The organism is Actinocrinis puniceicyclus (assembly GCF_018283645.1).
GTDB classification, from domain to species: Bacteria; Actinomycetota; Actinomycetes; order Streptomycetales; family Catenulisporaceae; genus Actinocrinis; species Actinocrinis puniceicyclus.
Map to the genome: position 1 here is coordinate 32006 of NZ_JAGSXH010000013.1, position 20245 is coordinate 52250.

At 69.6% G+C, this 20245-nt stretch carries 32 protein-coding genes and 1 pseudogene; 4 read left to right on the forward strand and 29 right to left on the reverse strand.

Features of this window, described 5'->3' with window-relative positions; all coding sequences use genetic code 11:
* Window positions 1–61: 61 nt before the first annotated feature.
* Both KGA66_RS05935 and KGA66_RS05940 read left to right on the forward strand, forming a co-directional pair.
* On the forward strand, window positions 62–619 hold the full coding sequence (locus KGA66_RS05935) for a hypothetical protein (RefSeq protein WP_211465394.1): 558 nt from the start codon (window positions 62–64) through the stop codon (window positions 617–619).
* A gap of 364 nt (window positions 620–983) precedes the next feature.
* On the forward strand, window positions 984–1358 hold the full coding sequence (locus KGA66_RS05940; RefSeq protein ID WP_211465396.1) for a hypothetical protein: 375 nt from the start codon (window positions 984–986) through the stop codon (window positions 1356–1358).
* 73 nt (window positions 1359–1431) lie between these two features.
* Here the strand turns inward: KGA66_RS05940 and KGA66_RS05945 are convergent, their stop codons facing one another.
* The 3 genes from KGA66_RS05945 to KGA66_RS05955 all read right to left on the reverse strand — a co-directional run bounded on the left by KGA66_RS05945 (window position 1432) and on the right by KGA66_RS05955 (window position 3455).
* Window positions 1432–2229: a hypothetical protein gene (locus KGA66_RS05945; RefSeq protein ID WP_211465398.1), complete on the reverse strand. Its 798-nt coding sequence runs from the start codon at window positions 2227–2229 to the stop codon at window positions 1432–1434.
* 544 nt (window positions 2230–2773) lie between these two features.
* Window positions 2774–3040, reverse strand: a complete 267-nt coding sequence (locus tag KGA66_RS05950; RefSeq protein ID WP_211465400.1) for a hypothetical protein — start codon at window positions 3038–3040, stop codon at window positions 2774–2776.
* Complete coding sequence (locus KGA66_RS05955; RefSeq protein WP_246507091.1) at window positions 3033–3455, reverse strand: ATP-binding protein; 423 nt, start codon at window positions 3453–3455, stop codon at window positions 3033–3035. Before KGA66_RS05955 ends, KGA66_RS05950 begins: the two co-directional genes overlap by 8 nt.
* Window positions 3456–3570: 115 nt before the next feature.
* Here KGA66_RS05955 and KGA66_RS05960 point away from each other — a divergent pair, with 115 nt between their 5' ends.
* Together KGA66_RS05960 and KGA66_RS05965 are read left to right on the forward strand one after the other, a co-directional pair.
* The gene (locus KGA66_RS05960) at window positions 3571–4335 is read left to right on the forward strand and encodes a GntR family transcriptional regulator (RefSeq protein WP_211465404.1); all 765 of its coding nucleotides are present in this window, start codon (window positions 3571–3573) and stop codon (window positions 4333–4335) included.
* A gap of 54 nt (window positions 4336–4389) precedes the next feature.
* Window positions 4390–4653: a hypothetical protein gene (locus KGA66_RS05965; protein WP_211465406.1), complete on the forward strand. Its 264-nt coding sequence runs from the start codon at window positions 4390–4392 to the stop codon at window positions 4651–4653.
* Between the two features lie 137 nt (window positions 4654–4790).
* Here the strand turns inward: KGA66_RS05965 and KGA66_RS05970 are convergent, their stop codons facing one another.
* The 26 genes and pseudogenes from KGA66_RS05970 to KGA66_RS06095 all read right to left on the reverse strand — a co-directional run bounded on the left by KGA66_RS05970 (window position 4791) and on the right by KGA66_RS06095 (window position 20244).
* The gene (locus KGA66_RS05970) at window positions 4791–5423 is read right to left on the reverse strand and encodes a hypothetical protein (protein ID WP_211465408.1); all 633 of its coding nucleotides are present in this window, start codon (window positions 5421–5423) and stop codon (window positions 4791–4793) included.
* A gap of 196 nt (window positions 5424–5619) precedes the next feature.
* Window positions 5620–5958 carry a putative phage holin gene (locus KGA66_RS05975; RefSeq protein ID WP_211465410.1) on the reverse strand — a complete coding sequence of 113 codons (339 nt, stop codon included), beginning with the start codon at window positions 5956–5958 and terminating at the stop codon, window positions 5620–5622.
* Window positions 5951–6154 (reverse strand): DUF7620 family protein, encoded by a 204-nt coding sequence (locus KGA66_RS05980; RefSeq protein ID WP_211465412.1) that lies wholly within the window; start codon window positions 6152–6154, stop codon window positions 5951–5953. The genes KGA66_RS05975 and KGA66_RS05980 overlap by 8 nt, the downstream gene beginning before the upstream one ends.
* Window positions 6135–6416: a hypothetical protein gene (locus KGA66_RS05985; protein WP_211465414.1), complete on the reverse strand. Its 282-nt coding sequence runs from the start codon at window positions 6414–6416 to the stop codon at window positions 6135–6137. Before KGA66_RS05985 ends, KGA66_RS05980 begins: the two co-directional genes overlap by 20 nt.
* Before the next feature lie 36 nt (window positions 6417–6452).
* Window positions 6453–6737: a hypothetical protein gene (locus KGA66_RS05990; RefSeq protein WP_211465416.1), complete on the reverse strand. Its 285-nt coding sequence runs from the start codon at window positions 6735–6737 to the stop codon at window positions 6453–6455.
* Between the two features lie 2 nt (window positions 6738–6739).
* The gene (locus KGA66_RS05995; protein WP_211465418.1) at window positions 6740–7627 is read right to left on the reverse strand and encodes a DUF1906 domain-containing protein; all 888 of its coding nucleotides are present in this window, start codon (window positions 7625–7627) and stop codon (window positions 6740–6742) included.
* A 23-nt stretch (window positions 7628–7650) separates the two neighbouring features.
* Entirely contained in the window at window positions 7651–8424 is a 774-nt protein-coding gene (locus tag KGA66_RS06000; RefSeq protein ID WP_211465421.1) for a hypothetical protein, read from the reverse strand.
* A 1-nt stretch (window position 8425) separates the two neighbouring features.
* The gene (locus tag KGA66_RS06005) at window positions 8426–9574 is read right to left on the reverse strand and encodes a hypothetical protein (RefSeq protein ID WP_211465423.1); all 1149 of its coding nucleotides are present in this window, start codon (window positions 9572–9574) and stop codon (window positions 8426–8428) included.
* Entirely contained in the window at window positions 9575–10645 is a 1071-nt protein-coding gene (locus KGA66_RS06010; protein WP_211465424.1) for a hypothetical protein, read from the reverse strand. It abuts the gene before it with no gap.
* Window positions 10646–10647: 2 nt separating this feature from the next.
* On the reverse strand, window positions 10648–11517 hold the full coding sequence (locus KGA66_RS06015) for a phage tail family protein (protein ID WP_211465425.1): 870 nt from the start codon (window positions 11515–11517) through the stop codon (window positions 10648–10650).
* 21 nt (window positions 11518–11538) lie between these two features.
* Window positions 11539–13851 carry a hypothetical protein gene (locus KGA66_RS06020; protein WP_211465426.1) on the reverse strand — a complete coding sequence of 771 codons (2313 nt, stop codon included), beginning with the start codon at window positions 13849–13851 and terminating at the stop codon, window positions 11539–11541.
* The gene (locus KGA66_RS06025) at window positions 13848–14534 is read right to left on the reverse strand and encodes a phage tail termination protein (RefSeq protein WP_211465427.1); all 687 of its coding nucleotides are present in this window, start codon (window positions 14532–14534) and stop codon (window positions 13848–13850) included. Before KGA66_RS06025 ends, KGA66_RS06020 begins: the two co-directional genes overlap by 4 nt.
* Before the next feature lie 115 nt (window positions 14535–14649).
* Window positions 14650–14994: a hypothetical protein gene (locus KGA66_RS06030; RefSeq protein ID WP_211465428.1), complete on the reverse strand. Its 345-nt coding sequence runs from the start codon at window positions 14992–14994 to the stop codon at window positions 14650–14652.
* Window positions 14991–15206: a hypothetical protein gene (locus KGA66_RS06035; RefSeq protein WP_211465430.1), complete on the reverse strand. Its 216-nt coding sequence runs from the start codon at window positions 15204–15206 to the stop codon at window positions 14991–14993. The genes KGA66_RS06030 and KGA66_RS06035 overlap by 4 nt, the downstream gene beginning before the upstream one ends.
* A gap of 107 nt (window positions 15207–15313) precedes the next feature.
* Entirely contained in the window at window positions 15314–15574 is a 261-nt protein-coding gene (locus KGA66_RS06040; RefSeq protein ID WP_211465432.1) for a hypothetical protein, read from the reverse strand.
* A 3-nt stretch (window positions 15575–15577) separates the two neighbouring features.
* Window positions 15578–15970, reverse strand: a complete 393-nt coding sequence (locus KGA66_RS06045; protein ID WP_211465434.1) for a V-type ATP synthase subunit E family protein — start codon at window positions 15968–15970, stop codon at window positions 15578–15580.
* 139 nt (window positions 15971–16109) lie between these two features.
* Window positions 16110–16247 (reverse strand): annotated as a pseudogene (locus KGA66_RS06050) (DNA methyltransferase); the annotation flags it as partial.
* 109 nt (window positions 16248–16356) lie between these two features.
* Window positions 16357–16641, reverse strand: coding sequence for a MerR family transcriptional regulator (locus KGA66_RS06055; protein WP_211465438.1), 285 nt, complete (start codon window positions 16639–16641; stop codon window positions 16357–16359).
* On the reverse strand, window positions 16638–17276 hold the full coding sequence (locus KGA66_RS06060; protein WP_211465441.1) for a hypothetical protein: 639 nt from the start codon (window positions 17274–17276) through the stop codon (window positions 16638–16640). The genes KGA66_RS06055 and KGA66_RS06060 overlap by 4 nt, the downstream gene beginning before the upstream one ends.
* Window positions 17273–17569: a hypothetical protein gene (locus tag KGA66_RS06065; RefSeq protein WP_211465447.1), complete on the reverse strand. Its 297-nt coding sequence runs from the start codon at window positions 17567–17569 to the stop codon at window positions 17273–17275. Before KGA66_RS06065 ends, KGA66_RS06060 begins: the two co-directional genes overlap by 4 nt.
* Entirely contained in the window at window positions 17562–17780 is a 219-nt protein-coding gene (locus tag KGA66_RS06070) for a hypothetical protein (RefSeq protein ID WP_211465448.1), read from the reverse strand. Before KGA66_RS06070 ends, KGA66_RS06065 begins: the two co-directional genes overlap by 8 nt.
* Before the next feature lie 32 nt (window positions 17781–17812).
* A complete protein-coding gene (locus tag KGA66_RS06075) occupies window positions 17813–18649 on the reverse strand; it encodes a DNA-methyltransferase (RefSeq protein ID WP_211465449.1) in 837 nt (278 codons plus the stop codon).
* Complete coding sequence (locus KGA66_RS06080; protein WP_211465450.1) at window positions 18642–18914, reverse strand: hypothetical protein; 273 nt, start codon at window positions 18912–18914, stop codon at window positions 18642–18644. The genes KGA66_RS06075 and KGA66_RS06080 overlap by 8 nt, the downstream gene beginning before the upstream one ends.
* Window positions 18907–19482, reverse strand: a complete 576-nt coding sequence (locus KGA66_RS06085) for a hypothetical protein (RefSeq protein ID WP_211465452.1) — start codon at window positions 19480–19482, stop codon at window positions 18907–18909. Before KGA66_RS06085 ends, KGA66_RS06080 begins: the two co-directional genes overlap by 8 nt.
* Window positions 19483–19496: 14 nt before the next feature.
* On the reverse strand, window positions 19497–19664 hold the full coding sequence (locus KGA66_RS06090; RefSeq protein ID WP_211465454.1) for a hypothetical protein: 168 nt from the start codon (window positions 19662–19664) through the stop codon (window positions 19497–19499).
* On the reverse strand, window positions 19657–20244 hold the full coding sequence (locus KGA66_RS06095) for a 3'-5' exoribonuclease domain-containing protein (protein WP_211465456.1): 588 nt from the start codon (window positions 20242–20244) through the stop codon (window positions 19657–19659). The genes KGA66_RS06090 and KGA66_RS06095 overlap by 8 nt, the downstream gene beginning before the upstream one ends.
* Window position 20245 lies beyond the last annotated feature (1 nt).

A 20245-nucleotide genomic window follows, 5' to 3' on the forward strand; every position in this document is an offset into this window, starting at 1 on the left:
TCGGCCTCGGTGGCGCAATCTGGAGTTGATCGGCTCCGGCGATGAATGTCCGAGGTGCTCTATGGCCGACACGCCGCCCGATGACTGGAGTTCGTCGCAAGTCGGCTGGGGCGTCGCGCCTCCACTGCGCGGCTCGGGGTTTTGGGCAGGACAGCCGACCGGTGACGAGCCGTGGTCGCAGTCGCAGTCCCAGCCGCCGCGGCAGTCGCAGCCGTATGCGCTTCCCACCCCGCCCCGGCGCAGGTGGCCGTGGATCCTGCTCGGTGTGCTGCTGCCGGCAGTCGGCGGGTGCGTCGCCACGATCGTCGCGTTGACCGCAGGTGTCCACGGGACCGCCAAGACGGAGCACGTACTGTTCAAGGTGACCGGCGACGCGAAGTCCGTGACGGTCGTCTACACGACGTGGAACAACGAGACCGCGTCGACCGACCAGCGGCGCGTGACCCTTCCGTGGACGACGGCGGAGAGCACCGACGGGCTGCTGAAAGGCGGCATGCTGACCGTGATCGTCGGCGTCGGAGGCGGCACCGCAACCTGCTCGGTGGCCGTCGACGACGGCGCGCCGAAGACGGCGACCGCCAGCGGAGCGTTCTCCACCACGACCTGCCAGCTCGGTTAGCGAGCTGGCTGGCCGTCGCCAGAGCGACGACTGATGCGACAGCCGAAGCCGAGTCGACATCATCGGAGCCGACGGCAAGCTCACTGCGTTGGTCGGTTACTGACGGGCCGTCGATCCGCGAGCCGCGTTCGCATCGGACCGAGAAGGCGGCACTCAACTGCCAGCACGCGGCGGCTGGTCGTGCCCGATGGCCGTCGCTGGAATTCAGGTACCGGGTCGACCGGCTCGGCCTGGTCGGCAACCCGCTCGCCATCGCTGTGATGCTCGCTGCTTTAGTTCGCGGCTTGCCGTGTTGCTCCGGCGCCCAGTAGCTTCGGCTGACAGGCTTTGCAGTGACAACGGGCTCGCGCACCGTAGGGGAACCATGGGAAACCTCGACTTCACCAGCAACGCAGGATTCTCTTGGTACTGCGTACTGTTGGTGATTGACGGGCTGACGATGATCGTGCTTGGCCGGTTGCGCGGGCAGTCCCGGTCCGGGCTGACCTTGAACCTGGTCCTGGGCATCGTGTTCCTCTGCTACGGCCTGTACCTGACGTTCGGTTTCCGAGGCGGCCACTACTTCGTCTCGTATTGGGCGCTGATCCTGCCCGTGGTGCTGATCACTCGGACGATCAGATCATCCAACGGCGAGAAGGTGCGGCGACGGGAAGCGGCGAAGCGGGCCCGCTATGCGGAGCTGCAAGAGGCCCAGGAAGCGCACGCCGCAGAGGTCGAATACCGATCACCGGGCAAGTAGGCGCTGCGATTCGAGGTAGACGGTGGTCGCCGACAGCTCGTCGGCGACCCCACGATCTCTCTGTCAGGACGGGCTACCAGAGCTTGGGTACAAGCCGCCGAGGCACGTCGCGTGGACGAGTCGTACCGGGCAGGACGCCGTAGTAGAACACCTCGATCAGGACGGTGACGGCGTTCTCGTACCACTCGAACGCTGACGCTGCAAAAGCACTGATATCGATGGGCGGCACGGGTCCGTCCATCTCCACCGGCAGAAATGTGGCCGGTTTGCGGCCCGCCGGGTGAGGCGGGATCGTGACGTCGAGCATGACGGGACCCGGCTCGGTGCGTGAGGTCCACACGACCCGGATGAGGCAGTGCGCAGAGCTCTTCGGCGGTAGTTCGGGGTGGTGAAGGTGCGGTGGACCTCCCGGCCCGTGCCAACCGCCGCTCGCCGCGCCGACCGGTTCACGGACCGAGGTGATGGGCCCAGGGTGGATCGCGTGCCGATTACGGTGCAGGCTCAGGTTCCAGCCCGCACTGGCGAGCGACTTGGCCAGTTCGAAGACCCTGTCGCCGGCGGAGCCGTCGAACCCGTACGCGACGGCGACCTGTCGTTGGAAACTCATCATCGCGAAGACCCCGGAGCGGATCCGCAGGATCCCGATGTCCCACTGCCGTCGGCTGTTCGTACCCGTGAGCACGCCGAAGTCGCTCACTAGTCGCGCAGCCGGAAACAGCGCGTCGCCACCGCCGATACAAGCGAACTGGTCCTCGATCCAGTCTTCGGCTGCGGCATGCAGTTCGTGAAACTGTGCGGTGCGCACGAAACGCGGCAGATCCGGTGGCCGCCACGGTAGCTCCCAGTTGAGCAACGGCCCCTGAAAGCCCATGACACCCCCGTGACGCTTCGGACGAATTGCCGGGATTCATGGCGACCGGCAGATCGTCATGCTAGCGGGACCATGTCGAAGGTTGAACTTCCTGTGCGGGGGACAGTGCTCCTAGCGGGTCACGGGGGGTTCGGTGGCCGGAGAGGGACCATCGGTGGCTGAGAAGGAGGAGCGCCGGGAGGCATCCCGTCGACTACGAACGAACAGCTTCGTGGCGGCAGCCGTGGAGCAGCCGGAGCCAATCTCCAGGGACCGTGCCGACGAGGTCCAGTAACCGACTCGTGGGCAAAGTAGTGGGCAAATGATCAGGGCGGGTGGCTGTTGGCGGCGTCAGCCCTGGTCAGAAGAGTGCCCACGGCGCGATTCGAACGCGCGACACCCGCTTTAGGAGCGGCGAGCAAGATCAGTCCTGGCCTGCGGAAACGAATGGCTTCCGCAGGCCAGGACAGTCAACGTGAGAACGTCAGGGAGCGCGAGAGAATCCGCGAAAGCTGCCGGAAACGCATGATCGTCTCCCATTCGCATCCCAACATGGGCAGGGTATTTATACGCTGGGCGTCGCGGGGGCCGGACCTCCGGGATTGTCGCCGGGCCACGGGATCACGTGGTGGCGCACGAGCCGCTGGCCGTCAGAACCCTGCGACCAGAAGTGGAAACCGTGCTCGAGGTCGCCGTCCAGATCAGAGCCCGGACGCGCCGAGGCCTCGTCGTAAAGCTCGCGTGCGCGCTCAGCGGTGATCAGGTCACTGATCAGGCCGCCATTGGAGAGAACGTAGCCGCCTGCCGGCATACCTCGCAGCAGCTCAGACACCGCAGTCCTCCGTCGATAGCTCAGCCCACCAGCAGCCGTGGCCCGGTGCGGACTGCGCACCCCACTTGTCTGCCAGCGCGGCGACGATCAGCAGCCCTCTGCCCGACTCGCCGTACGGAAATGCCGCCTCGTCGCCCGGGTCGAACGCCTCGTCGGGGGGTGCGAGCGGCGTCGCCGGCTCCCCCTGGTCGACCACCTCGATCCGCAGGCAGCCCGCTGACAGCTCGAACGAGACCTCGAACTCGCCGTCGCCGTTGCTGGCACTGTGCAGCACCGCGTTGGTCGCCAGCTCCGCGAGCACCAGCTCCGCGTCATCCAGCCGGGTGCAGTCCGGGATGAACTCGCGCAGCTCGCCGCGTGCTTTCCGCACGGATCGTGGTACAGCTGGCAGCGTGCGCGACAGGCTCTCGGGCATGAGGAATCCCCAGGTCAAAGCCGCGCGCCCTGTGTGATGCGCAGCAGTCCTGTACAGAGCTTGCGCCTCTGTACAGTGCCGCGTCAAGCTATGGGGGAGAAATCCACGAGCCGGGGTGAGACCGATCGCCAAGACACCGCGCTACGCGCTGATCGCTGATGGCCTGCGTCAGCAGATCATCGACGGCACCCTCGCGCCCGGGTCGCAGATGCCCTCCCTCGCCGAACTGGTGGAGCGCTACCGGGTCTCCGAGCGCACCGCCTACGAGGCGACGAGGATCCTGCTCAACGAGGGCTTGACCGTCTCACGGCCCGGCGCAGGCAGTTTCGTGCGCTCCCGCCCGGACGTGGTGCGCATGGTGCGGCACTGGTACCGCGACGCCGCGGGCAAGGGGTCGCCGTGGCGCGCGGAGATGGCAGCCGCCGGACGCCACGGGTCCTGGATCGCCGAATCCACACCGGTGCCGGCTCCGCCGGCGATCGCCGAGCGGCTCCAGGTCGAGCCCGGCGAGCGGCTCATGCGCACCCTCTATGTGTTCACCGCGGATGACGCCCCGACGTATCTGTCGACCTCGTGGGAGCCGCTTGCCGTCACCGGCGGCACGCAGATCATGCTCCCGGAGAAGGGCGCACACTCAGGCAAGGGCGTCGTCGACCGGTTTGGCGTCATCGGTGTGCGGATCACGCGCGCCACCGAGGAGCTCGTGCCGCGGACGCTCACGATCGCGGAGGCCGAGAAGCTGCGCCTGCGCGCGGGTATCTCCGTGATCGTCATCGAGCGGACGTACTACGCCGGCGACACACCCGTGGAGACTGCCAACATCGTGCTGCCGCCGTCCTATCACGCGGTCTACGAGATCCCGGTGGGCGGGAGCGCCTGAGTCGCTGACCCACTTGACGTTCCAGGCCATCGCCGCCCGCCACGCCACCGAATCGTGACCGAGCGCGAACTGTGGTCGGCAGCCCGCGCCGCCGACCATCTCGGCCTGGCCGGCACACACAGCGCCCGGCGCACCCTCTCCCGCTGGGGCGTACAGGCCGTGGCCTACGAGCGCGGCGAAAGCGGCCGCCTCGAAGCGCGCTACGACGCCCAGGAAGTGCGCGACAAGGCCGCCACCAGACCGGGGCGCGGCAAACGCACCGATCTGATGCGAAAGGCCGCAGCCGAGGGAACCGACGGTGTAGCGTCTGACGCGTGATGGTCCCCGCGCAGGCGGGGTTCGCGCCCCGGCAGGGAAACCGGCCGGGGCGTTCTGCTGCCGCCTGGCCGTGCTACGGCCGAGCACCGCGCGGCACGCCACTCACCGCGAGCTAGGGCCGTGGCGACGTAGCGGCATTACGGTCGACGTCCCTCGGGCTGCGCAAGCAGCCGTGCCTTCGCGACAACGAATTCGCGGTCGCTGAGGCCCCCGTCAGAATGCAGTTTCGCCAGCCGTTCGAGCTCTCCTGCAAGATCCCGGGCGCCGGCAGCCGGCTGCTTGGCGAGCGCACCGGAACGCGTGTTGTAGGCGGCGACGAAGCGGCGTGCCTGGTCGCCGAGCGTCGGCGCGATTTTCCGCACCAGCTGGAAACCATCACCCTCGACCGTCAGATACAACTCGCGGTTGTCGATCTTCTTTCGCGCGCCGAGTGCGAACACGCCGAGTGTCACCAGCCTCGTCACGGTGATGCGGCTGGTGAGCTGCCCCTCGGTTTCGATGCGCATCACCGAGCCTGTGAAGCGTCCCCTCGCCTGTCCGGCGACCGAGACCGTGTCGGCGGCCAGATCGAGTACGACCCCGAATTCCCGTGCCCTCTGCGCGAGGTTGTGATCCGGATCGGTGCGCCCCAGAGGCTGCTGCCCGGCGCCGGCAGCCCGGGCGGTCGCAGCTCGCTGATCTGCCTCGTTACCAGCACGCACATACCAGAGGATCGTGAGTACGAGGATGAGTACGAGCCCGATGATAATGCCGATACCTGCGCCGTTCATGATTGCTCCCGCCCTTGAGTGCTGTACAGCGCACGGTACCGCTCTCATCACCGCTCGTCAGGCAGTCGCCGGAAGCTGCGCACCGGGGTGTCGGCAGGTGAATTCGGCCATTCACGATTCACGATTCACGAATCGTGAGACGACAAAAAACGCCCCGCACTCCCTCACGGGAGGCGGGGCGTTCTTGCCGTGCCAGTCAGTGTGCTGCGTTGTCTTCACCGGAGGCGTGCGGTGGTTGATGGTCCTCGGATGGGCACCGTGCGCGCTGCACGCGCCAGAGCACGACCAGCCGCCACAGCAGGATCACGCCGATCGCATTGAGGGACCCGCGGTCGTACCAGCGGAACCAGCGCCGGGTAAGCGCGAGTCCGGCGGCGTAGTGCAGCACTGCCGGCAGTAGCGCCAGGGCGATGGCGACGGCGAGCGAGACCATGGATCGGCCTACCGGGGTGCGCCACCAGCGGGCCATGGCCGTGTAGCCGGCGATGTACACCAGCGCCGCGGCGAACGGGAAACACACCGACCAGCTATCCACGTCGCTGCTCCTGCAGCAGCTGCGCGACGCGCTCGCTGAAATGATTCACCTCGCGGATCGCGCGCAGCCGTGCGACCAGGTCCGCTACCTCGGGTCCGGAGCGGGCGCTCTCCTGCAGGGCGGCGCGGGCGTCGCGTACCGCGAGCGCTGATGCGTCCGCGGGCTGCCGGCGGTGCCTACGCCACGGCGCTCGCATCTGGGTTCCCTCCGGCTGGAGCCACGGGAAGTGCGGTGAGAACAGCGGTCGCCGTGCGCGCCGCTTCGATACCGGCAGCGGCGTGTATGGCCAGGCGCTCGCGTGCCTCGCGCTCGAGCTCATAGGCGCTCCTCCATCGATCCGCCTCGGCGCGGGCGTCGCGCAGCATCCGGTAGGGCACCAGACGCCCGGTCAGGATCAGCAGCACGACGATGGCCAGCAGGCTACCCGCGCTGGCCTGCCACAACGAGATCCCCGTCAATACCCCCACCCCTTTCCGTGCGCAGGCGTCGGGCCGTCAGCCGGTGCGCGGCGCCTGTTCGTGGCCGTCCGCGACGCACTGCGCCGCCTGCACGCCCATCGTCTTGCGCCACTGGCGGAATGCCGTCTCGGCGGATCCTGCGAGCACCGACCAGAGGGCGACCCATCCGGTGACGTGCGCGCCGGAGAGCAGCTGCGAGCCGAGCGCGTACGCGAACACCCGCAGGAATCGCTTGATCTGCTCAGGGAGATGGGAGCGCCGCGCTTCGAGGGCCAGGCCCTCGCGCAGGGGCGCCGGCTGTGGCAGCCCGCTGCCGGCCATGCTCAGCCCTTGGCCAGGTCGGCGCCGATGCGCGCGGTCACGGCGGAGGCGAGCTGGCCGACGTTCACGGCCGCCTGCGCGGACATGGCCACGAACAGCTCGTGCAGCGACGCGGAGATCGGGCGCTCAGGGATCCCCGGCACGAGTTGTTTGATCGCCTCTACGTCGGAGGGAGTGGCGACGTGCCCGTACCGGCCCGCGCTGTCGCGGTACCAGATGCCGTAGGCGGCGCCGCCCGCGGCGGGCTGAACGTCGAACAATACGTCCTGCATGATCATGATCTCCTGGAGGTGTTGGGGGTTCGGCACGACGGGTGTCCTGCCCGGCTGCCATTGGCCGACGTCCGGGACGAGGGCCTCGTCCACGTCGACCTGCACGCCGCCGACGGTGGCGCTGCCGGTCTGGCGGATCGTGTCGCGCGGGTCCCACTGGCCGCCCGACCAGGCTGAGGTCTGCCATGTCCATGCGGCGGCGCCGTTGTCGCGGGCGATCCGCACCGGGTAGTAGCCGCCGTACTCGCCCACGTCGCCGGCGCCGAGTACGGATGCCGCGCCGCGCAGGTAGTCGGTGACCGCGGCCTCCTGCGCCGGGGTCACATCCCAGTCGGCCGAGAAATAGATCGGCCGGCCCCGCGGCATTCCGGCCGCGGTCGCCTGCCGCAGCGCGAGCTGCGCGTCCGCTACGCCCCCGGCGTAGCCGCGCAGCATGTCCTGAGCGCCGTACTCCCAGTTCGCCACGACCCAGACGTCGTGTGCCGCAAGGGACGCGGCCTCGGACAGCGTGAGGTTCTTTGTGGCGTCGCGGCTCAGGTACCGGCATGCGAACTGGTAGCCGGCCGCGGCGAGGGCGGCCGGGTCGGGGTGCTGCCATGCGTAGTCGATGCCGAGCACCGGGCCTCCTCGGAGCCGAAGGATCAGGACTGGAGTCCGTAGGACGTGTAGACGGTGGCGGCCAGGGCGCCGGCGCCCCCGGTGATCTGCCCCTGCAGCTGTAGCTGCAGGGTGTCCAGATGGTTGCCGCCGATCGCGGCCGGCCCGATCGCCCAGGTGGCGCCCCCCGGAGCGCTGGAGACGGTGACCGTCGAGCCGATCTGCACGCCGTTGACGTAGTCCCACAGGCGCAGCTGCCCGGTCACGCCGCTGGGCGTGGTGGCCGCGCCGGCCACCAGCAGCCGCGGCTGCTGCTTGGGTACCTGGGCGACGAGCAGGTTCGTCCAGGCGCCCGCGGCCGTGGAAGGCCACAGGGACGCCGCGTCCGGCGCCCACGGGAAAGACAGGTACGGGCGCCCGATGCCCTGGGCCGCCACGCCGTCATCGGTCCACAGCGTGTTCCCCGCGGCGTCGTAGAGGCCGGCGGTCTGCGGCGGGGCGCCCAGCGGGCTGTAGACGCTGAAGGCGAGCTGCCCCGGTGTCCCGTCGGGATTCTGGCGGTTGATCAGGAACGCGTATTGCGTGGCGCCGCTGATCGGCTCGGTGACCTTGCCTAGGGTCATCAAGTAGTTGCCGTACTCGTCGATGACGTTGAGCGACCCTTCGGCTGCGACGTTCAGGCCGCCGTCGCCGACGGTGGCCGCCTCCAGGCGCTTTGCCGCCCGCAGCTCCCTGACCTGGCGTTCGAGGTCGGCCAGGCGCCGGTTGAGGCCGCCGGGGTCGAGGTGGTCGGCGATGCCGTTGGTGGCCGAGGGCATGTCAGCTCCCTGCCAGGACGGGGGTGAGTTTGTTGCCGGCGAAGTCGAGAGACCAGCCCAGTGCGCGCAGGTTGACCTGCACGCCGTTCGGGTGCCCGGGCGCGATGATCTGGCCGCCGGCCGGGGACGGGTCGACCTGGAGTGCGACGGTGTCGCCCAGGCCCCAGTCGGTGCCCACGCGGGGCGCCTGCGATGCCGCGGCGTCCAGGGTCCAGATGCTGGTGCCGGCGCCCATCACGGCGACCGCCTGGGTGGCCGCGGCGGTGAGCACGGCGGGGTCGGTGGTGGCCTGGTTCGGCGTCCAGCGGTGGTCCCAGCGCGGCCAGCCCTGCGCGATCAGCGGGCTGAGGACGTCGCCGGAGGTTGCCCGGGTGGCGCCCTCGCCGTTGCCGTAGGCGCGCGCCGCGGTCGCTCCCTTGCCGCTGGTGTAGTCCTCGGTCTGGGTGTACGAGATCACGCAGCCGGGCAGCTCGAACACGGCGTTCGGAGTGCTGCTGTGCACGCCCAGCGTGTGCCGGATGCGCGCGATCAGGTCGAACGAGGTCATGGTGGAGTCCGACCAGGCGACGTCGATCGTGATCTCCGGCGAGCCGGTCTGCATCAGCGACGTCAGCGCACTGAGGATGCTGGTGTCGTTGCTGTCGGCGTAGGTCTCGCTGATCAGCGTCCCGCTCGCGACCGCGTCGACGATCAGGCCTAGGCCGTCGACCGCGCAGTCGCCGATCAGACCGGCGCCGACCACGCTGCACTCGTCCACAGCGCTCCAGGTGTGGTCTGAGGCGTAGCGCCGGTCGAGGTACGCCTCCGGGGTGACCAGGCTGAGGGCCGCGGTCGGTGCGCTGCCGCGGGCGCGCCCGATGACCAGCCCGGCCCAGATCGGGGTCTCGTCGACGACGCAGACCACCATGGTGCGGCCCGGTTCGGTGTCCTCGATCCAGCCGGAGGGCGCGCCGCTGATGGTCAGCTGCGCGCTGGTGGACATCGGCTGCCCGACGACCCGGGCGATCGGTGACGGGACGAGCGGCAGCTCGTCGAGTACGGCGCCGGTCGCGGCGTCGGCGGCGTACCAGACGGGCACCAGCGGCGGCGGATCGCTGCGGGTGAGCGGGACCACGCCCGCGGCCGGCGAGAGGGCGAGTTCGAGGGTCATCTATACCCCGATGTCGTCGAGCCAGAGCACGTTGGCGCCTCCCGGGATCGCGACGATGCCGCTGCCGGACGACAGGTTGTAGGTCAGGGCCAGGGTGTAGGTGCCGCCACCGGGGCTCACGAACTCGTCGGCGACCTGGTAGGGCTGTGCCCCGTCAGCCACCTGGGTCACGGTGATGACGTTGGTGGCGCCCACGGCGCCGGCGGGCATGGATGCGCCGGCGATGTAGTACAGGCCGAGCGCGGCTCTCAAGCCGGTGACGGAGTCGGTGATGTTGCCGGATGCCCACAGGCGGTAGCGGCGCCCGGAGGTGAGGGTCGTCGTGAGGGTGTTGTAGACCACCGGGGTCGAGCTGCCGGAGTTCGCCCCCGCGCTGGTGATCTTCTTGTAGGCCATGCGGCCGCGCGGGTAGGAGTCCGGGACGATCGGGTGCCACGCGCTGGTGTCCCAGATCTCCAGCGGCCCGGGCTGGACGGTCAGCGAACGGTCGGCGCGCCAGCGTACCTGGCCGTTCTCCGGGCTGCCGGGCTGCCCATCGGTCAGCGCGGGGATGATGCCGCCGGTGGCGGCGGTGTACGGCATGACGCCGGCCTGGGTGACCGTGGGCGAACCGGACGCGGGAACGTACGCGGTGCAGATGGCGAAACCGGACCGGCCTGCCGGGATGGTCGGGGCGACCGGCGACCCCGACGGGGTGCCCGGCAGATAGACGAACGTCGCCTGTACCGCGCCGCTGGCGTCGACCTCGTTGTCCTGGAGCCACAGATAGATCAGGTCGATACGGTCCTGGGCGCTGGCGGCGTTCAGGACCTGTGTGACCGTGGCACTCGAGTAGACCGGGTAGGCGCCCTGGGTGCCGCTGGTGGCGCCCTGCACGACGCCGCGGCCGGCGCCGATGCTGACCGTCGTGCCGGCGATCGAGGCGGCGAAACTGTCGATGCTCAGCGCGCCACTGCGCACGGTCAGCGCACCGGAGGAGACGTAGAGCCCTGAGTAGGCCAGGCGCCACTGTCCGGCGCTGAACGAGGGCGAGCCGCTGACGGCGTCGGAGAGCACCGGTCCGAGGGTCATCTCTACTCCCAGGCGTCGTACCAGCTGGCCGTGAGGATCGGCGCGCCGGTGGTCGAATTGGCGTTGAAGTACAGGGCGGCCGTGGTGACGTCGGCGCGGGGCGGGATCTGCGGCCAGCCACCGGCGACGGTGAGCAGGCCGCGGCGTGACGCGGTGCCGTTGATGATCGCGGTGTGCCGGTCGCAGTCCAGGTCCAGGTAGTCGAGGGCCTGCAGCGTCCCGTTGTAGATCAGCTGCTGCACGCTACCGTCAGGGTCCTGCAGCGTCACCACGGGTGTGACGCAGGGCCCGGTGATGCGCAGCATCGGGCGTGACCCGACCGTGCCGATGTTGGCCACCGGGATCTGCCCGGAGCTGACCGTCGCGTCGAACACCAGCGGGAACGCGGCGGGGAAGGTCAGGCCGCCGATCACGCTGGGCAGACCGCAGCTGCCGGTGTAGCCGGTCGCGCTGTAGAGCCGCGGGTCCGCAGCGACCAGCGACAGGCTCACCTCGGCGCTGGTGCCGTATTTGGTCACCAGTGGCTCGCCCTGCCGCTGGACGGTGCGTGTGCGGTCGTAGCCGGCTTCCTGCACGCGCATCGTCGTCGCGGTCAGCGACGCCGCGGCCTTGAGCGCCTCGACCGCCGTGTCGCGCAGTGCCGCCGTCGGCGCCTGGATCGTGACGGCCGGGGTCAGCGGCTTCGGTGTCAGCCAGCTGCCGCTCGCGTAGCCGCCGTGGTCGGACTGGCGCTGCACGACCTGCTGCGTGGTCGCGGCCCCGCCGCTCCAGCCTCCGGTGCTGGTGACGATCCACGCGACGCCATTGTCGTCGATCACGTTGAGCGGCAGGTCGCCGAGCCAGGTCGGGTCTCCGTCCAGCGCCGTGGGCATGCATCCTCCCGGGATGGTGGATCAGGAGATTCCGGCGTGCTGCAGGGTGCGCACGACCTCGGCCGCGGTCTGCTCGGCCGACGCGGCCGGCGGATACACGTACAGCGTCGTGGTGCGGCCGGCCGCCGGGGTGCCGCGCCCGCCGAGCGCGGCCAGTTGCCGCCACTGCGCGCCGGAGAGCACGGGATCCGGCGCGGCGGCGCTGCCGAGCACCTGAGTGACACCGGGGGGAAGGTAGCGGGCGGCGGCAGCCGCGGGCGCGACGACGGCCGACGCGCCTGCACTGGAGATGCCAGACATCGCGAGCGGCGCGAGCGCGAGGCCGGTGGACAGCACATTGCCGGCGCTGATGCGGCCGCCTGTGTCTGCAGCGCGCAGCGCCGTGAGTACCCGAGGATCTACCGCCTGGCGCCCGGCGAGCATGTCGCGCGAGAGCATGTACTCCCCGCCGTGAACGATCGCTTCTTCCGGCTGCCCAGGCGCGGCGCGCGTCCAGCCGCCGTAGTCGTAGTAGGCCTTGCCGCCCGACTTGGGGTTGTACGTGACCCCGGAGCCGTCCTGCGCCTGGATGGTGATGGTGCCGGTGAGCGAGTCGATGTACCGCACCGCGCCGTTAGCCATCTTGATCGCGGCCTGTGTGTTCGCGTCGATGTTGATCGGGATTTCCTGCGGCAGTTTGAACAACTGGTCGGCGAGTTTCTTCACCTCGTCCTTATTGAATCCGGCTTTGATCGCAGCCTGTTCGAATGCCTTTTTTTCCGCGAGTAGTTTCTTGTTCGCATCGTCATATGCCTGATTCGCGCCCTTGGTGTTGACCTCGGACTGGTAGAGCGCGACCGCGGCCTTGTCGGCGCTCGACGCGATGCCTGTGAACGTCTGGATATTCGCGGCGCCCTTGATGTTGTTCACGTCCAGGCTGCTACCGTTCGCCGCGATCGCGGTGCTCAGACCGCCGAGCGCTACGGTGAACCCGGCCTCGCTCGCGTAGAGATTGTTCGTGGTGTCGTTGAGCGCGGAGAGCACCGACCCGTAGGACTTCCCGCTGACGGCGGCCTGGTCGTATTGCTGTACCACGCCGGCGATCGCCTGGCTCAGGGCGGTGTGGTTCGCCCCGAGTTTCAATGCCGCCGCCGCGCTGTCCGCGGTCGCCTGGGCGTGCGCCACGAGTTTCTGGTAGTCGGCGTCCAGGGTGGCATTGAAAATGGTTGTCGAGTTGTTCAGTTCGTTGGTCGCCTGGTCGTATTGCGCCTGTTTCTCGATCGCGTCAGCGGTCTGCTGAGCCTGTGCTTTCACGGAATTAATCAGTTGCTGGTTGGCGTCCGTGAGGTTGTTGGTGACCACCAGCGACTGTGTCAGCCGGTCGGTGCCGGTCGCCACCGTCTGGTTCAGGGCGCCGAACCCGGTCAGACTCTGCTCGGCGGACAGCTGCTGCTGGCGCTGCGCCTCGTTACCGTGCCCGACCGCGACCGTCAGCTCCTGCTGCGCCCGGGTGTTTCCGACCGCGGCCTGCACCAGCAAGTTCAGCGGCACCCCTGCTTTCGCCGCGCTGTCCGCGAGCCCGTTGAGCTGCGACTGCTGCGCCACATACGCGGCAGTGGCCTCGCCGGCCTGCGCCCCGTCGGCCGCGATCGCGCTGCGCAGATCGGTGCTGCTCAACGTGATCGCCCTGGTGGCGTCGTCCGCGTTGAGCAGGGCTGCGGCCAGCCCGGACGCCAGACCGATACCCGCGCCGATCGCCAACCCCCACGGGCCGCCGACCACCCCGGCCATTTTGCCGAGCAGCCCGGATGCGCCGGAGGCGGCGCCTCCGAGCTTGCCGAGAATCCCGCCGGAGGTCGCGCCCTTCGCGGCGACCTTCTCCAGGCCGTCGGCGGCAGAGGACAGGCCGCTCTTGAGCGCGGGGTCCAGCTTCATGGCGCCGAACAGCCCGGCGACGCCGCCGATCGTGGCGGGGCTGGAGACGGCCTGCACCGCGGACAGCAGCCCGTTGATCACGGGGGTGAGGGCGAGCAGGTCCGCCGAGGCGGCAGCGGAGGCCGACCCGATCACGGTGCCGAGGGTGCGCACGGTGTTGCCGATCACGCCGATGGTCTGCCCGAGCGCGTGGCCCTGGACGTTCGCGTCGCGGACCAGACCGTTGAAGAAGCCGCCGATGTCCTGGCCGAGCCCGGGCAGGGACTGGGAGAAATCCGAGACGATCACCTGGCTGGCGCCGACGGCCTTGCTCAATCCGGGCAGGATCCCGCCGGCCAGCCCGGTAAGACCGCTGGTGACGGCGGTGATGTCCGGTTCGGCGCTCGCGAACGGGGCGGTCGGGGCCCGCGCCAGGGTCACGCGGGCACGGAGTGCAGCCGGATCTCGTAGGTCGCGGCGTACAGCTGCACGCTGGTGTCGGCGTAGGGCAGCCAGCGCGGCCGCACGACCGATCCGGTATTGCGGATCACGGCGCCGCCGGCGGTGACGTTGACGGAGCCCAGCAGCAGCGTCTCGGCCGCGATCGCGAGCTGCGAGGCGCCTGTGTCGTCGGCGGTGAACGCGTTGAGGTCGACGAACGCGGTGTCCTGGTTGCGGTGGCTCACCGCGCCCGAGACGCGGCGCACCTGCAGCAGCGGCACGCTGCCGGCCAGATCCGCCGGCAGACTCGTGCACGCCCGGGTGCCGGGCAGCTGCGCGGCCAGCCAGCCGGTCAGCACGGCCTCGACGTCCGGCAGCGTGATCGGGACGCTCACGTCTTTGAGCTGGTAGGGGCCGCTGCTGTCCGGGACCTGCACGGTGCTGTAGGCGCCGGATTCCCAGAACTCGAAATAGGTGTTCGCGGGCGTGATGCTGTTGGTGGGTGGCAGGTCGATCGACCAGGCGCCGGTCTCGTCGGCCTTGACGGTGTGCGGTGCGATCAGCTCGCCGTCGGTGGTGTAGCCGGGCAGGCCGGCCGTGCCGGTGACCAGGGTGATGCGGACCTGCGCGTACGGGATGGGTGCTTTGGCCGCGTCGCGCGCGGTGCCCTCGACGACCGTCATCGCTCACCTCCCGTGCGTTGATGCCCGAGGGCCGCCCGCGGGGCCGATATCGCGGGCGGCCGGTCCGGCGGACCGCTCCCGGTTTCGCTGGGATGCGGAGCGGCCCGGTCTGTGGTTATGCCGGCACCCACTGCCCGTCGCGGATCCATCCGTGATGCTGGCAGCGAGAGCACAGCAGCGATGGAGCGACGGTCAGTGGGTCTTCGCGCACCAGCTCGTGTTTCGAGCGCGGCGGATGTCCCTCGACGTTGGTGAAGCCGAGCCAGCCTCCGCACCAGTGCCCGTTGGCCTGGTCCCAGTGCCAGGTGTGCAGGCCGATGCGCTTGCCGGTGCCGCGCTCGGTTTCCCAGACGGCGTACTCGTCCGGGCCGATGCTGAACACTGAATCGTTGCCGGGCCAGGTGTTCGGCGGCTCGTCCTTGCCGGGCGGCGGCGTGCTCGAGACGAGCGCGTCCGTCACGGCAGGTATTCGAGGTGGGATGCCACGTCGTCGGTGCCGGCGTCCTCGGCGACGACCCTGCGCGCGCTGCCGACCGTGATCGACGCGTGGTGCACCTGGTGGCCGTCGCCGAGCAGCTGCTCGACGAACCGCTGCAGACGCTGCTCGGCGTCGTGGCCCAGGCCGTTGTCGTGCACGCCGTGCCCGTCGATCGCGATGTGCCAGTTACCCATCGTGGTTTTCCTTTCGAGGGTGGCCGCTGCGTGAGCGATTGGCTGGAGCCGCGTGGATTAGCCCGCGGTCGCGATAGCCCGCATCGCAACGGCCGGTCTGTGTCGCGCTACCCGTTGCGCTCGGGCCAGTGCCAGGTGCCGCCCTGGTGGCCGAGCTCGTCATGCGGTCGCCCGCGTTGCAGGAAGATCCCCTCCGGGTTTAGGACGCAGAGGCCGACGTCGTCCTGGCCGCCCGCGGGCGGATCGTCGTAAACCTCGGTGATGATCGCGGCGCGGCACTGCGGCTTGTACTTCTGCGTGCCGTCGGGCAGCACCGGGCTGCCGTGCGAGACGTAGTGGACGACGCGGCCGACGCTCGGAACCTGCACGGCTCAGGCCGCCGTTTCCGGCGTGCTCTGCTCGGCGCTCTGCGGCGCGGCCGCGACACCGGAACCGGTCGGCTCCGGAGCGGGGCCGGGCGTGCTGTTCGACCCGACCACGTCGTGCAGGTCGGCTGCGGCGGTGTGAGTCAGGTCGGCCGCGGCCTGCTCTGCCTCGGTGACGAGCGGCGCGGCGGCCGCCTCAGCCTCGCCGAGCACCGTCTTGCCGGCGGCCTCGGCGTCGCCGACCAGGTGGCTGACCTCGGCGTCCGCCTTGTCGCGCAGGTCCTTCACGGCCGCGTCGAAGGCAGCCTGGTGCTGGCCGAACAGGTGCTTGATCGGTGCGACCGCCTGCTCGAGCTCGTCGAGCGAGTCGTGCCAGATCTGGGACATGGATGTGGACATGCGGATGCTCCGGAGTGTCGTGACGGAAGGTCGAGGCGGAACGGCCCTGGGTATGCGAAAGGCCCGAGCGATGCGCTGCGGGCCTGAATGAGGGCATGCCTCTGTCGCTGCTGATGATGATTCAAACTGTGGCCGCAGGTCAAGCGACATGCTCAAGGCGCCGCGACGCGACCTGGTGATAGTGGCGCGACTGCTCGATCCCGATGAACGAGCGGCCCTCGGCGAGCGCGGCGACGCCGGTGGTTCCGGAGCCGGCGAACGGGTCGAGGATCGTGCCCCGGTGCCTGGGATCACCGGGGCTGCGCTGGAGCTGATTGCTTGAGTGAGCAAACATTTTTACACGCTGCTGTACAGAGCCCACCCTTTACTTCGCCGATCGCGATGCTCTACGGCTCGGCGTCGCCGTGTCGGAACAGCGCGCGGGATTCGGCGAGCAGCGCGGCCAGGCGGGGTCTGCGGCGCGTCGCTTTCTCGACCGCGAGGACGTCGGCGCCGTTGAACAGGTGCTGGCCGCGCTGCTCGCCGATCGGGGTGAGCTTGCCGCGGGTGACCCAGGTCTGGATCGTCTTGGGATCGACGTGCGCGGCGGCCGCGGCCTCGGTGGTGTTCCATGCCTGGTGAGCCGGGTCGCGCGGGTCCGCAGGCGCGTCGGGCTCGTCGTAGTCGTTCATGCGTCCTGTGCCTGTCTGCGCTCGGCGAGCGCCGCCGCGATCTCGTCTTCCAGCTGGTGATACTCGCCGAGGGTCATCGCGTGCCCGCAGCCGCCGCGGCGGCACGCGACCAGACCGCCGTTGTGGCTGAGCGCGAGCTGCCCGCAGCGCGGGCACGGCAGCGGCAGGCTGCGCCATTCGAGCTCGCGGGGCGCTACCCGGTCGGTGTCGACGCGCAGGCCGCGGATCTCACGGTCGAAGTCACCGGCGGCCTCCTGCCGCACGATCCAGCCCAGCTGCGTCGTGAGCCACGGCGCGGTGGCCTCGACGGTGACGTCGTGCGGCGGCCAGGGCCGCGGACGTTTCGCCTCGACGACCATCCGCGCCCAGTACGCGAGTGTCTCGGTGATGCGGTCGCGCTGCAGGGACATCCGCGCGTCGAACGGGATCGGCGTCTCGGTGCGAAACGCGCGGATCGACGAGGTGCGCCACGAGGGAGGCAGCAGCACCATGCACTCTCCGAGCCACCGGTAGTCGCCGACCAGGCCGTGAAGATCTTCGCGCAGCGCGAGGTAGCAGGGCACGCAGATCCAGCGCGCGGCCCAGGCCGGCCGCTGCCGGCAGGCCGCGCAGGTGCGGTTGTGCTGATGGGTCACTCGGCGTCCGGGCCTGGCTCGGGCTCGTCGCGGGTGCCGTCGGTGATGTAGCGCTCGATTGCTGCGGCGTCGGCGAGCAGTTCCTCGATCGTCAGGTCCTCGTCGCGGTTGAACGTGAGGGCGTGCTGTGTGGCCAGGTGCCGGATGCTCTGCGCGGCGGTCAGCTGCTGGGCCCTCGCGTGGGAGGCCTCGGGCGCGGGGGGTGCCTGTTTCAGGGCTGGGCGCGGCGGGGCGCCGGGCATCATCGTCGGCAGCGGCGTGACGGTCGCCGTGCGGGTGTGTTTGTCAGGCATCGAGTTCCCCGATCAGCAGAGACACGTCGGTGATGTGGTTGCGGGCCGCGACGCGGAATCCGGGATCCGCGATGCGGGCCGCGATGTAGTCGGTGACGGCCTGTCGTACGGCGGCGGCCACATCGAGGCCGTCGATCTGCGCGACGAGCGCCAGCTGCTCGGCGAGCGGGCGGGGCAGGCGCAGCGTCATGGCGTGGACGTCGTCAGCCATCCGTGGCCGTGCCAGAGAGGCAGCGCAGGCGGTTACGCATCGGCGTCTCCTGCGGGTGTGAGGATGGCTTGGCTGAGGCGTCGGGCGGCGCGTTGGGCGTATTTCGGGTCGGCTTCGATGCCGATGGCGCGGCGGCCGGTCTGCCTGGCGGCGTCGAGGATGGCGCCGGATCCTGCGAACAGGTCGAGGACGAGGCCGCCGGGTGGGCACGCGTATTCGATCAGGGGGCGTAGCAGGTCAACGGGTTTCTCGGTGGGGTGCAGGGCGAGACCGCGCAGGTTCTTTGCGCGGATGACGCTCGTCATCAGGCGCGTGCCGTCGTCCTGATAGGTGGATTGCTTCGTGCCGCCGAGGTGTTTTCCTGCCCCTCCACTGCGAACGGTCTCACCATTCAGCGCGCCGCGGCCCGACCAAGTGGGCGGCGTCGGGATGCGCTGAGCCTGGTGATAGATCTCCTCCCAACGCCTCCCGCGGTACCAGTGCAGGGCGTTCTCGTGGATGCGCCGGAACCGGTCCGTGAATAGGCCGGTTCCGGCGTTCTTCTCCCAGATCACGGCGAGGTCGGCGCGGATCGGTGCGCCGTCCTCGTCGGCGCCGACGGTCTCTTGCGAGAGCTTCCACTTGGCGTCGGTGAACTCGTCCCAGTGCTCGCCGAACATGCGCATGGAGCCGAAGCACCACATCGAGCGCGCGGCGGTAGCGGCGAGGGTCGGCCAGCCGTCGACCCATCGGTCCCACTTGAGCGAGGTCTCACCGTATGGCGGATCGGTGCAGATCAGGTCGGCGACGATTCCGAGCCGGGGCAGGATCTCGCGGCAGTCGCCGAGGTACAGCGTGACCTGGCCGTCGTCGAAGTACGGGTCAGGCATCGGTGGCCTCCTTCGGGTGTTGCTGCTTGCGCAACGCGAGGTAGTCGAGGCCGGCCTTGGTGGGGACGTGCGCGATGGGCTGCTCGTCTGGGTCGGCGGCCGCCAGGAGTGCGCGCAGGTCGTCCGAGGTGAGCATGTCCGCTGAGCCGGGCTCGGTCTGGACGAGGACTTGATCACGTGTCGTGTGGCGTTCGTTCCAGGCGTCGAGGAAGGCGCGCAGGTGGTCCGCGGCGCGCCGGCTCGTGGTGGCGGCAGGCTCAGCCATCGTGTGTCTCCGTCGATACGTCGGTGGCGGTCTCGTCCGGCGCGTCGTCGCGGATGGTCGCTGCCGAGATCGGCTGGTGCGTGGCCTGTGGGCCGGCCAAGCAGGTGCAGGTGTGGTCGGATACCTCGGCCGTGCAGCGCGGCTGCGCGGCCTCGGGCGCGATGACGCCGGTCCGGCCGATCTGTTGGATGACGGCGCGGGCCTCGGTGAGCTCGGTCTCAAGCCGGTTGGCGCGGTCTGCCTCGTCGAGGTAGCGGCTGCGCAGGTCGGTGACGTCCTCGACGACGCCGAGCTTCGGGCCGCGTACCTCGCCGACGGCTGCCTTGTGCATCTGGGCGATGGTGTCGCAGGCGCCCTGGTGTGCCTCGCGCATTGCGGCCAGTTCGCGGCTGAGCCAGTCGCGCTGCTTGACCAGGCGTCCGAGCTGCGCGCGTGCCTTGATCAGCGCGACGCCCGGGTGCGGCTCGATCGGGTCGGCGCCGGCGCTCAGGTCGAGCCAGTGCTCGATCGCGTCGGTGCCGACCGGCGGCTCGAGCTCGTCGTACACGGATGCGGATGCGGTTTCCATGTATCAGGGTCCTTTCAGCGTGGGGCTGCGGCGGTCGGGCTGGCGATGGTGCTGCCGTGCGATGGCCGGTCGGTGGTCGGTGTCGCCGTGGCCAGCAGCAGCCACGTGACGGCCGCGAGGGTGGCGAGCAGCGCGGCGAGCACGATGGCCTTGGTCATCTGTGTGCGGCGGTGGTCAGGCATTCGCGGCCTGTCCACGTGCGGTCTCGTCGAGGAAGCGGGCGATCTCGCGGTTGTGGCGCGCGTCTTCGAGCGCGTTGTGCTCGCCGGCCTGCTGTGTCGGCACGGTGGGGTTACCGAGACACATCGCCTGCTGCTTGAGGTCGTTCGTCCACATCGGGATGCCCTCGGGCAAGTGGATCATCGGGCCGAACAGTTGCGCGAGCGCGACGTGGTCGTAGGCGCCGTACCAGGCCCACAGTTGCGGGCTGGGGGTGGCCAGGATGTACTCGCGCACCTCGTTGCGGATCACGTTGCGCGGCTTCACCGTGATGTCGGTGTCGTCGAGGCTGAGCAGGTCCAGCCCCGGCCGGTGGTGGGTGTTGGGCGAGTCCTTCAGGTACGTCTCGAGGATCCTGCGGTTGCGGACCGGCAGAGAGGGGACGACGTTGCGCACCAGCCAGTCGTTTTTCAGGATCCGCTCCCATGGCATGTCGGTGTTGACGGCGTAGTACTCGCGGCCGTCCTCGTCGACGATGCCGATCGAGATCAGGTCGATCGTGCGGCCGTCTTCGATGAATTCGGTGTCGTAGAAGATCCTCATG

What these genes read in the sequence shown, in the direction of transcription:
- KGA66_RS06025 (WP_211465427.1), bottom strand. Translation starts at nt 14,534, where the DNA reads ATGACGGTCGTCGAGGGCACCGCGCGCGACGCGGCCAAAGCACCCATC.
- KGA66_RS06010 (WP_211465424.1), bottom strand. Translation starts at nt 10,645, where the DNA reads ATGACCCTCGGACCGGTGCTCTCCGACGCCGTCAGCGGCTCGCCCTCG.
- KGA66_RS06075 (WP_211465449.1), bottom strand. Translation starts at nt 18,649, where the DNA reads ATGCCTGACCCGTACTTCGACGACGGCCAGGTCACGCTGTACCTCGGC.
- KGA66_RS06055 (WP_211465438.1), bottom strand. Translation starts at nt 16,641, where the DNA reads ATGAACGACTACGACGAGCCCGACGCGCCTGCGGACCCGCGCGACCCG.
- KGA66_RS05980 (WP_211465412.1), bottom strand. Translation starts at nt 6,154, where the DNA reads ATGCGAGCGCCGTGGCGTAGGCACCGCCGGCAGCCCGCGGACGCATCA.
- KGA66_RS06045 (WP_211465434.1), bottom strand. Translation starts at nt 15,970, where the DNA reads ATGTCCACATCCATGTCCCAGATCTGGCACGACTCGCTCGACGAGCTC.
- KGA66_RS05935 (WP_211465394.1), top strand. Translation starts at nt 62, where the DNA reads ATGGCCGACACGCCGCCCGATGACTGGAGTTCGTCGCAAGTCGGCTGG.
- KGA66_RS06095 (WP_211465456.1), bottom strand. Translation starts at nt 20,244, where the DNA reads ATGAGGATCTTCTACGACACCGAATTCATCGAAGACGGCCGCACGATC.
- KGA66_RS05990 (WP_211465416.1), bottom strand. Translation starts at nt 6,737, where the DNA reads ATGGCCGGCAGCGGGCTGCCACAGCCGGCGCCCCTGCGCGAGGGCCTG.
- KGA66_RS06070 (WP_211465448.1), bottom strand. Translation starts at nt 17,780, where the DNA reads ATGGCTGACGACGTCCACGCCATGACGCTGCGCCTGCCCCGCCCGCTC.
- KGA66_RS05940 (WP_211465396.1), top strand. Translation starts at nt 984, where the DNA reads ATGGGAAACCTCGACTTCACCAGCAACGCAGGATTCTCTTGGTACTGC.
- KGA66_RS06005 (WP_211465423.1), bottom strand. Translation starts at nt 9,574, where the DNA reads ATGACCCTCGAACTCGCCCTCTCGCCGGCCGCGGGCGTGGTCCCGCTC.
- KGA66_RS06080 (WP_211465450.1), bottom strand. Translation starts at nt 18,914, where the DNA reads ATGGCTGAGCCTGCCGCCACCACGAGCCGGCGCGCCGCGGACCACCTG.
- KGA66_RS05955 (WP_246507091.1), bottom strand. Translation starts at nt 3,455, where the DNA reads ATGCCCGAGAGCCTGTCGCGCACGCTGCCAGCTGTACCACGATCCGTG.
- KGA66_RS06000 (WP_211465421.1), bottom strand. Translation starts at nt 8,424, where the DNA reads ATGCCCTCGGCCACCAACGGCATCGCCGACCACCTCGACCCCGGCGGC.
- KGA66_RS06085 (WP_211465452.1), bottom strand. Translation starts at nt 19,482, where the DNA reads ATGGAAACCGCATCCGCATCCGTGTACGACGAGCTCGAGCCGCCGGTC.
- KGA66_RS05970 (WP_211465408.1), bottom strand. Translation starts at nt 5,423, where the DNA reads ATGAACGGCGCAGGTATCGGCATTATCATCGGGCTCGTACTCATCCTC.
- KGA66_RS06035 (WP_211465430.1), bottom strand. Translation starts at nt 15,206, where the DNA reads ATGGGTAACTGGCACATCGCGATCGACGGGCACGGCGTGCACGACAAC.
- KGA66_RS05945 (WP_211465398.1), bottom strand. Translation starts at nt 2,229, where the DNA reads ATGGGCTTTCAGGGGCCGTTGCTCAACTGGGAGCTACCGTGGCGGCCA.
- KGA66_RS06065 (WP_211465447.1), bottom strand. Translation starts at nt 17,569, where the DNA reads ATGCCTGACAAACACACCCGCACGGCGACCGTCACGCCGCTGCCGACG.
- KGA66_RS06015 (WP_211465425.1), bottom strand. Translation starts at nt 11,517, where the DNA reads ATGCCCACGGCGCTGGACGGAGACCCGACCTGGCTCGGCGACCTGCCG.
- KGA66_RS06090 (WP_211465454.1), bottom strand. Translation starts at nt 19,664, where the DNA reads ATGCCTGACCACCGCCGCACACAGATGACCAAGGCCATCGTGCTCGCC.